Source organism: Synechococcus sp. ATX 2A4 (assembly GCF_024346375.1).
Lineage (GTDB): Bacteria > Cyanobacteriota > Cyanobacteriia > PCC-6307 > Cyanobiaceae > MW101C3.
The window spans coordinates 62,808-71,778 of the sequence record NZ_JAGQCV010000014.1 but is presented as its reverse complement, the minus strand read 5'-3'; the positions used below and the strand labels follow the sequence as shown (position 1 = coordinate 71,778).

General features: G+C 66.7%; 8 protein-coding genes. 7 read left to right on the top strand and 1 reads right to left on the bottom strand.

Going from position 1 to position 8,971, the window contains the following annotated elements:
• Positions 1–460: 460 nt before the first annotated feature.
• The 7 genes from KBY97_RS12845 (at position 461) to KBY97_RS12815 (ending at position 8,433) form a co-directional block, all read left to right on the top strand.
• The gene (locus KBY97_RS12845; protein WP_255147495.1) at positions 461–847 is read left to right on the top strand and encodes a lysylphosphatidylglycerol synthase domain-containing protein; all 387 of its coding nucleotides are present in this window, start codon (positions 461–463) and stop codon (positions 845–847) included.
• A gap of 20 nt (positions 848–867) precedes the next feature.
• The gene (locus KBY97_RS12840) at positions 868–1,614 is read left to right on the top strand and encodes an SDR family NAD(P)-dependent oxidoreductase (RefSeq protein ID WP_255147488.1); all 747 of its coding nucleotides are present in this window, start codon (positions 868–870) and stop codon (positions 1,612–1,614) included.
• A gap of 5 nt (positions 1,615–1,619) precedes the next feature.
• Positions 1,620–3,041: an FAD-binding oxidoreductase gene (locus tag KBY97_RS12835; protein ID WP_255147487.1), complete on the top strand. Its 1,422-nt coding sequence runs from the start codon at positions 1,620–1,622 to the stop codon at positions 3,039–3,041.
• Positions 3,042–3,311: 270 nt separating this feature from the next.
• Entirely contained in the window at positions 3,312–4,511 is a 1,200-nt protein-coding gene (locus KBY97_RS12830) for a hypothetical protein (RefSeq protein WP_255147486.1), read from the top strand.
• Positions 4,465–5,685, top strand: a complete 1,221-nt coding sequence (mutT, locus tag KBY97_RS12825) for an 8-oxo-dGTP diphosphatase MutT (RefSeq protein ID WP_255147485.1) — start codon at positions 4,465–4,467, stop codon at positions 5,683–5,685. The genes KBY97_RS12830 and mutT overlap by 47 nt, the downstream gene beginning before the upstream one ends.
• Positions 5,686–5,701: 16 nt before the next feature.
• Positions 5,702–6,730, top strand: coding sequence for a carbohydrate kinase (locus KBY97_RS12820; RefSeq protein ID WP_255147484.1), 1,029 nt, complete (start codon positions 5,702–5,704; stop codon positions 6,728–6,730).
• On the top strand, positions 6,727–8,433 hold the full coding sequence (locus tag KBY97_RS12815) for a glycosyltransferase (RefSeq protein ID WP_255147482.1): 1,707 nt from the start codon (positions 6,727–6,729) through the stop codon (positions 8,431–8,433). Before KBY97_RS12820 ends, KBY97_RS12815 begins: the two co-directional genes overlap by 4 nt.
• Here the strand turns inward: KBY97_RS12815 and tsaE are convergent.
• Positions 8,422–8,940: a tRNA (adenosine(37)-N6)-threonylcarbamoyltransferase complex ATPase subunit type 1 TsaE gene (gene tsaE, locus KBY97_RS12810; protein ID WP_255147481.1), complete on the bottom strand. Its 519-nt coding sequence runs from the start codon at positions 8,938–8,940 to the stop codon at positions 8,422–8,424. The genes KBY97_RS12815 and tsaE overlap by 12 nt on opposite strands.
• Positions 8,941–8,971: the final 31 nt, after the last annotated feature.

Genomic DNA, 8,971 nt, shown 5'->3' with positions numbered 1-8,971 from the left:
GCCGATTGGGGACAAGACCGTCTTCCATGGAAAGCATAATTCACCTAAGAGAGGTGAAATCAGGCCCATTCAAACCTGATCTGCACTGCAGTGGTCCATCCCAACCACTTGAGGGCCTGAAACTTGGGTTGCGGGCTTGTTGCCCAGAGCTTCCCAAAGCCTTTGCTGGCTCCATTCACTCCACCATCTCCTCGTTGCCATTGCTTTACACCGTCGTGGCGGACAGCGACGCAGGCCGCTACTGGCGTTGGCGTCTGCTGCTCGATCGCCTGGGGATCGGCCGTGCGGGTGGGGCGGATCTGCTGGGGTGGTTCCGGGGCTTTGCCCTCACCGCCACCCCCGCCAAGCTGGGCGAATTGAGCCGGGTGCAGTTGCTGCATGAGCACCTCCTTGCTGTTGGGTGGGGCCCTGGTTGTCACTGCTGCCGTGATGTTGCTCAGCAGAACCCCCCTGTCGCTGGCTGGCGGGTCGTTGGGAGCACTGGTGTCGCCACTTGCCCAGCGGCACCTTGGCCCGCGCCACCTTCCCTGCTGCCCTGATCTCTGTGCTGGTGTGGGCGAATGAAGCTCTGGTGCTTTGGCTGCTGGTGCGCCTGCTGTCTCCGTCCGCGATCAGCATTCCGGTGGCGATCGTCATCTATCTGCTCTCCGGCACCGCTGGAATGGCCTCCTCCCTGCCGGGCGGAATCGGCGTGAATGAGGGAGCAACGGTGTTGCTGCTGGCGCAGCAGGGTGTGCCGGCGGAGTTTGGTCTGCCGATCGCTGCGCTGCGCCGGATGATCACGCTTTGGTCCATGGTGGTGCTGGCTGTGGCCATGGGAATGGGGCCAGCTGTGGCAAGGTCCTAACACCGGCGAGACTGCTGACCATGGCCGCAGCCGTTGCGATCACGATTCAGAGCACCTTTGTGCTGGGCAGCACCAGCGCGGTGGCCCGCGCCATCTGCCATGAGCTGGCGCGGCGCGGCTGCCAGCGCTTCCACCTGGTGGCCCGCAACGGTGAGGCCAATCAACAACTGGCTGTTGATCTGCAACAGCGATACGGGGCCGCGGTAACCACCGAGCCCACCGACCTGCTTGTCGATGCCGCCAGCGACCCCGCCCGGCGCCCCGCGGTGGGAGCGTTCGACCTCTATCTGATCACCGCTGGATCGCTCGGCGATGCCGAATTGGCCCGCAGCGATGCGGGGGAGGCGCTGCGGATCCTCGCGGCCAACGTCACGGGCCTGATCCCCTGGCTCACGGCCATCGCCACCCCTGAGCGCCTCGCCAGGCCAGGGCGGCTGTGGGTGTTCAGCTCTGTGGCGGCCGATCGTGGCCGGCCCTCCAACTACCACTACGGCGCCGCCAAGGCCGCACTCACGACGTTGTGTGAGGGGCTGCTGCTGCGTTGTCACGGCAAGCCATTCGCGGTGCGAATCATCAAGGCCGGCTTCATGGCCACGCCGATGACCGTGGGCAAGGCACCGCCTGCTCTATGCGCCAGTCCGGAGTCGGTGGCGCGGGATCTGCTGCGCCGGCCAGATAAGCGGGGCATTGACTATTTGCCCTGGTGGTGGTCCCCGCTGATGCTGCTGATCCGCCTGCTTCCAGCTCCCATCGCTGCCAAGCTCTGAGATCCGTGACCTTCTCTCTGCCTGCGGGCATGACCGCTGAAACACGAAGCATCAGCGGGTGGGGCCGCACCAATCCGGCCGCAGCCCGTGTGGTGCAGCCCGCGTCAATGGAGCAACTGCAGGAGCTGGTGCGTGCTGCTCCGCCCCGCTCCATGATCGCCCGGGGCCTGGGCCGCTCCTATGGCGATGCCGCCCAGCTCGCCGGTGGCACGGTGATCGAGCTACCAGCGTTTGATCGCATCAGCCTGGATTCCACCAGCGGCACGCTGACAGCTGGAGCCGGCGTGAGCCTGGATCAGATCCTGCGGATGATCGTGCCGGCGGGGTTTTTCCTGCCGGTCACCCCCGGCACCCGCAACGTCACGGTCGGGGGTGCGATTGCTGCCGATGTGCACGGCAAGAACCACCACGTGGACGGCAGCTTTGGCAATCACGTGCGGCGGCTGCTGCTGATGGATGGCACCGGCACCCTGCGGGAGCTCACGCCCAGCGGTCAGGGCTGCGTGGCAACGGCGGAGTGCTTCTGGGCCACGGTCGGTGGCATGGGCCTCACCGGCGTGATAGTGGAAGCCACGTTCTCGCTGATCCCGATCACCAGCTCGCTGATCAGCGTCGACACCACCCGCTTCCGGGATCTCGCCTCACTGATGGAGGGGATGGTGGCGGCCGACGCCAAGTACCGCTACAGCGTGGCCTGGGTGGACAGCCTCGACCCGAATGGGCGCGGAGTGCTCACCTGTGGTGACCATGCCCCCGTGGAATCTCTTGCCAAGGCTCAGCAGGCCCATCCGCTTCACTACGACCCGAAGGCCCTGGCCTCCACGCCACCGTTCCTCCCTGGCGGGCTGCTGAACACATTCACCGTTCGGGCGTTCAACGAGGCCTGGTACCGGAAGGCGCCAAAGCAGCGTGAAGGCGAACAGCAGGCGATGGCGCCGTTTTTCCATCCGCTCGATGGGGTGCAGGGCTGGAACCGCATCTACGGCCCCGCCGGCTTTTTGCAGTACCAGTTTGCGGTGCCGACCGAGGCTGCCCACCTGGTGCCGCGCACCCTGGAGGCACTGCGGCGGGTGGGGGCACCGAGCTTTCTCACTGTGCTCAAGCGCTTTGGCCCCAGCAATCCAGCCCCCCTGTCGTTTCCGATTCCCGGCTGGACCCTGGCGGCTGATGTGCCTGCTGCGGTGCCTGGGCTGCTGGAGGTGCTGAATCGGTTGGACGAGGACGTGGCGGCAGCTGGTGGACGGATTTACCTCGCCAAGGATTCGAGGCAGTCGCCAGCCATGTTTCGGCGGAGTTACCCACGGCATGTGGACTGGAACCACCGGCGAAGCGAGATGGACCCTGGCCGCATCCTTGATTCAGACTTGTTGGCCAGAGTAGAAAGGAAGAATGAAGGCGGCATGGCCCACGAGCTAACTCAGGGCTGAGGTCTCTTTTTCATCGCCCTCATTGCCTTAAGTGCATGATCGGGTTTCCCTTGTGATTCCAGGTGGTTCACATGGTTTGTGCAGCTGTTGCCCTCTGACAGCCACGATCTGGCCCAGCGTGATCTCAGCCGACACGAAGTGGCGTGCCAGTGGACATGGGGCAGCGCACATCAAATCTCGAAGTGCTGGAGCGGGTCAAGGCCTTGCCCAGGCTGGCCAGTCACCAGCGATTAGGCTGCGCCTGGCGACGTTATGGCATCCAGGGAAAGAATGAACGCCCCCGGCAAGAAAAATGCTGTCCAGTCCATGCCTCTTCTCGGGCGAAGAGGAGTCATTTATGCGGGGTTGGCACTGCTCTTTGTTGCGGTGTTCCTGTCGATTGTTCAAGGGCTTTTGAATGCTTTTGAATTTTCGCATGATTTCCAGTGGTCTCCAGCGCGTGTCTTCTTGCTTAGGGAGAATCCTTATCAACTGTACCTGGATGGCAATATTGACAGGCGGATCATTCATTCGCAAATTCCAAACTATGCCCAATTGCTTTATGTTCTGATTCTGCCTTATGCAGCGATGCCCTATGCCGCGGCCAAGGTGGCCTGGGGGCTGACCAACATTGCTCTGGCGGTCGCTTCCTTTTCGGTGTCTGCAGGGACTTTCGGTTTGTCTCGGCGGCAGCACTTGCTCGGTATTGCTGTTTTTCTGATGGCAACGCCCACAAGAAATGCGATCGGGAATGGTCAGCAATCTCTATTCGTTCTCGCTGCATTTATCTTTTCAATCTCTTTGGTTGTCAATGGGCCAAGTGCTGATGGTGCCGGCTTGCAGATCGATCGCCAACGTCGCAAGATGTTGTCCGCCATCTGCGCTGGCTTGGCGTACGTCAAGTATTCCTTTGCGCCGTCCTTGGGTGTTGCCTATTTGCGTACTTTTGGTTGTCGTTATCTTTTGCTTTCTTTCTCTCCGATTGTCCTGGGAATTGTGATCTTCGGAGTCTGGACAGGGAGCAATCTGGCGTCGTTGGACTTTCTCTCGCAGCCTGTAAGAGTCGCTGCTGAGGCTGTTCCATTTGGCGCTGGTGACTTGCTCTCGCTGATTCAAGCCTTCTTTCCTGGTGATATCAGGGTGGAATACGCGGCAAAAGTTCTCTGCGTCCTGCTGGCCGGTGGTGTGCCGTTCCTGATGAAGCCACTGGCAAAAAGCCTCGAATGGTGGAGCTTTGTTTCGGTGGCGTCCCTCAGTTTTGTGACCCACCTTGGGTATGATTATGTATTCTATCTTTTGCCATTCCTATGGGCGATTAAACATCTCCATGGCTTGCGTGGCAAGGCGATCGCGGCGTTGGTGGCCTATCCATGGTTTGCTGCGCGAGCGCTGGCGTTGATGGGCGTCAGCACGACGGTCTTGTTGATTCTGGGGTTCGCAGTCAATGTGCTCATCCTCTACGTGTTGCGCTGCTCCACCGCCAGGCATTGAAGAGCAGGCCCCCGTGCTTCGCCGGCAACTGCTGGCCTGGTGGAAGGCCCATGGTCGGAGGAACATCGCGCAGAAGCCGTGGATGTTCACCACCGCTGGCCAACGGCCGGCGGATGGGGAACCCCTTGATCCCTTGAAGGTGTGGGTGGCGGAGGTGATGCTCCAGCAGACCCGGCTGGCCGTGGCCCTGCCCTATTGGCAGCGCTGGATGACGGCCTTCCCCGATCTGCCGGCCCTGGCCGCCGCCGATCCGCAGCAGGTGCTGCTGCTCTGGCAGGGCCTCGGCTATTACGTGCGGGCGCGGCGCCTGCAGCAAGGGGCGCGGCAATTGCTTGATGCCTGCGCCCCCGGCGCCGACCCCTGGCCGCGCCATCTGGACGGCTGGCTGGCGCTGAGCGGCATCGGCCGCAGCACCGCCGGCAGCATTCTTTCCTCGGCCTTCGATCAACCCATCGCGATCCTCGATGGCAACGCGGCGCGGGTGCTGGCGCGCCTGATCGCCGCTCCCCGCCCGCCGAAACGCGACCTTGCCGGGTTCTGGCGGCTGAGCGAGTTGCTGCTCGACCCGCACCGGCCCCGGGCCTTCAACCAGGCGCTGATGGATCTCGGCGCCACGGTCTGCACCCCCCGTTCTCCCGACTGCGGCCGTTGTCCCTGGCGAGACCCATGCGCTGCTTACGCTGCCGGCGACCCTGCCCGCTACCCCGTGAAGGACGCTCCCCGGCCCCTGCCCTCTCAGGTGATCGGCGTGGGGGTGGTGCTGGATGGCCGCGGCAGGGTGCTGATCGATCAGCGGCTGCCAGAGGGGCTGCTGGGGGGGCTATGGGAATTCCCCGGCGGCAAGCAGGAGCCGGGGGAAGCGATCGAGGCCACCATCGCCCGTGAACTGCGCGAGGAGCTGGCGATCGAGGCGGAGGTGGGCGAAGAGCTGATCACCCTGGAGCACAGCTACAGCCACAAGCGCCTGCGCTTCGTGGTGCATCTCTGCCGCTGGTTGGCGGGCGAGCCGCAGGCCCTGGCCAGCCAGCAGGTGCGCTGGGTGCGGCCGGAACAGCTGGGCGAATTCCCCTTCCCGGCTGCCAACGCCCGGATCATCGCGGCCCTGCTGGAGCGGCTGACCGGCGCGGCGACCGCGGCGGCACTCGGGCCGGCCGGCGAAGGTGGAAGCAGTTGAGCGTGAGCCTGCCGTGATGGTCCCTTCCCCTGCCCGGGTGCTCTGCTTCGGCGAAGCACTTGTCGATCGGCTCGGCCCCCCCGGCGGCGATCCCGCCCGCGACACCCCGGTCGACGACCGGCTTGGCGGCGCCCCGGCCAATGTGGCCTGTGCCCTGGCGCGGCTCGGTACCGCCGCCGCCCTGATCGGCCGCTTGGGCGACGACCCGATCGGCGCCGCCTTCCGCGCCCTGTTACGGGAGAGGGGGGTCGACACCACTGCGCTGCAGCGCGATCCGCTGCGCCCGAGCCGCACGGTGCTGGTGCGGCGTGATGCCACCGGTGAACGCCACTTTGGGGGCTTCGCCGGCGATCGGGGTGAGGGCTTCGCCGATCAGGCGATCGATGCCGGGGCGCTGGCCGGGCCGCTGGAGCCGCTGCTGGCCGAGGCCCGCTGGCTGCTGTGCGGCACGATTCCGCTGGCTTCCGGCGCGGCGGCGGCGGCACTGCACGTGTTGGTGCAGGCCGCCGGCGAGCGGGGGCTGCCGCTGGCGCTTGATGTCAACTGGCGGCCCACCTTCTGGGGACTCGGCCCCGAGGAGGGCCCGCCCCCGGCGGTCCGGCAACGCCTGCAGCCCTTGCTGGCTAGGGCGGCCTTGCTCAAGTGCAGCCGCGAGGAGGCCCTCTGGCTGTTCGGCAGCGCCGATGCCGCCGCCGTGCGCCGGGCCCTGCCGCAGCAACCCGCGGTGCTGATCACCGACGGCCCCGAGCCGATCGACTGGGCGGTCGGGGCGTGCGGTGGCCGTCTGCCCTCCATTGCCGTGGCCGCCATCGATGCCACCGGTGCCGGTGATGCCTTCCTGGCGGGCCTGCTGCACCAGCTGGTGTGCAAGCCCGGGTTGTTGCAGGAGCCGGTGGCCGTGAGCGCCTTTGAGCAGGCCCTGCGCTTCGCGGCCGCCTGCGGCGCTCTGGTTTGCCAGGCTGCCGGTGCCATCGATCCCCAGCCGAGCGAGCAGCAGGTGCTGGCCGTTCTGGGGGAGAGTGCAGCGGACACAGCCGCCCGATGAGCAACCCCCCCGGGTACTACGAGCGGGTCAATCCCGATCTGCTGCAGCGCATCCCGGTCACGGCTCGGGTGGTGCTGGAGGTGGGTTGCGGCGCCGGGGCCCTGGGTGCCGCCTTCAAGGCGATCAACCCTAGCTGCGTGTATGCGGGGCTGGAGCGGGAGGAAGCCGCCGCCGCCATGGCCGCGGGCCGCCTGGATCATGTGCTGCGCGCCGACGCCGAGGACCCGGCGCTGGAGCTTCCCCCCCTGCCGCCCCTCGATGCCTTGGTCTACGGCGATGTGCTCGAACATCTGCGCGAGCCCTGGGCGGTGCTGGCTCGCCATGTCCCCCTGCTCTCCGACGACGGGTTGCTGATCGCCTGCATCCCCAACGTGCAGCACTGGAGCGTGCTGGAGCATCTGCTGCACGGCCGCTGGCCGCTGGCGGAGGAGGGGATCTTCGATCGCACCCATCTGCGCTGGTTCACCCGTGCCGGCATCGCCGAACTCATGGCCGGTTGCGGTCTGCATCTGCTCGGCCTGCATCCGCGGGTGTTCCAGATCGAGCAGGCCGAGGCGTTCGTGAGCCGCCTGGCACCCGCGCTGCCGGCGATGGGGCTGAACCCCCAGACGTTGCTCTCCGGCGTGGCGCCGCTCCAGTACGTGGTCACGGCCAGCCGCCGCCCGCGTCAGCACCTGCAGCTCGATGGCCTCACCTTGAAGCCCCAGGCGGGCATGGTGGACGTGCGCATGCGCCAGCCCCTGGCGGCTGTCGCCAGCCGGGGCGGCATCGGCCTGCGCCTGCGCTCTGCCGACCTGGATCTGCTGCGGCCCGATCCGGCCCTGCCGCGGCTGCTGATCTGGCAGCGGCCCCTGCTGCATGACCCCGCCCACCTGGAGCAGCTGCGCCAGTTGCTCAACAACAACTATGTGGTCATCGTCGAGTTCGACGATGACCCCGACCATTGGCCCGCCATCGCCGCCAACAACCATCTGTCCTTCACCGGCGTGCATGCGGTGCAGGTGTCGACGGAGCCAATTGCCCAGGCGGTGCGCCGGTACAACCCCGAGGTGGCGGTGTTCGGCAATGCGCTCGAAGCACTGCCCCCACCCCGCCCGGCCCCGGCTGCCGGCCAGCCGCTGCGCCTGTTCTTCGGGGCGCTCAACCGCGAAGCCGACTGGGCCCCCTGGCTGGACACCCTCAATGCGGTGCTGCTGGAGACCCCCGAGCGCTGGCAGGTGGAGGTGGTGCACGACCGGGCCTTCTTCAAGGCCCTGGCGCTGCCGCAGCGGCGCTTCACCCCCACCTGCGATTACGCCACCTACCGCCAGCGGCTGGCGGGCTGCGACATCGCCTTCCTGCCGCTGGCCGACACGCCCTTCAACCGGTGCAAGTCGGATCTCAAGGCGGTGGAGGCGGCGGGCCATGGCCTGGCGGTGCTGGCCAGCCCGGTGGTGTACGGCGAGAGCCTGCGTGACGGTGACACCGGCCGCCTGTTCCGCCATGCCGACGACCTGCGCCAGGCGCTGCGCGACTGGCGCGATGATCCGGCAGCGCTGCACGCCATGGGCCAGCGGGGGCGGCAATGGGTGGCCGCCGGCCGGCTGCAGCACCACCAGACTGCGGCGCGGGAAGCGTGGTACCGCAGCCTCTGGGATCGGCGCCAGGAGCTCAATGAGCAGCTGTTCCGGCGGGTGCCGAAGCTGAGGCCTTCAGGCGACTGAATCCGGTGGTCGCAGCACCGCCCGGCGCCAGTCCCCGTCGTGCTGGAGCTCCAGCCGCCAGGCGCCCTCCGGCAGCCACGGCAGCCGCTCGGGCCACTCCACCGCCAGCACCGCCCCCAGGGCGCGGGCTTCCTCCTCCTCCTGGGCGAACAGTTCGGCCGCGGCGGCCGGCTGCTCCAGCCGGTAGAGATCCAGATGGACGAGGGCATGGGGCCGGCCGTCAGCGCTCAGGCCGCTGTAATGCTGGGCCAGGGCGAAGGTGGGGCTCGTGATCGGCTCGACGATCCCCAGCGCCAGGGCCAGACCCTGCACCAGGCAGGTCTTGCCGGCCCCCAGTTCCCCCTGCAGCAGCAGGGTGGGAGGGGTTGCACCGCTGGCAGCAACACTGGCAGCGCCCCCGTCAGCGCCACCGCCGCTCAGCAGCAGGGGAGCCAGCTCTCGCCCGAGGGCCGCCGTGGCTGCCGCATCGCCCAGATGGAACACCCGGATCTCAGCAGACTGTCTCATCGCTGTAGATTCTCTTTAAGCGAGCCCGAAG

Excerpts from the sequence above, each read along its gene's own strand:
- tsaE (WP_255147481.1), bottom strand. The coding sequence starts at position 8,940 with ATGAGACAGTCTGCTGAGATCCGGGTGTTCCATCTGGGCGATGCGGCA.
- KBY97_RS12840 (WP_255147488.1), top strand. The coding sequence starts at position 868 with ATGGCCGCAGCCGTTGCGATCACGATTCAGAGCACCTTTGTGCTGGGC.
- KBY97_RS12815 (WP_255147482.1), top strand. The coding sequence starts at position 6,727 with ATGAGCAACCCCCCCGGGTACTACGAGCGGGTCAATCCCGATCTGCTG.
- mutT (WP_255147485.1), top strand. The coding sequence starts at position 4,465 with ATGTGCTCATCCTCTACGTGTTGCGCTGCTCCACCGCCAGGCATTGAA.
- KBY97_RS12830 (WP_255147486.1), top strand. The coding sequence starts at position 3,312 with ATGAACGCCCCCGGCAAGAAAAATGCTGTCCAGTCCATGCCTCTTCTC.
- KBY97_RS12820 (WP_255147484.1), top strand. The coding sequence starts at position 5,702 with ATGGTCCCTTCCCCTGCCCGGGTGCTCTGCTTCGGCGAAGCACTTGTC.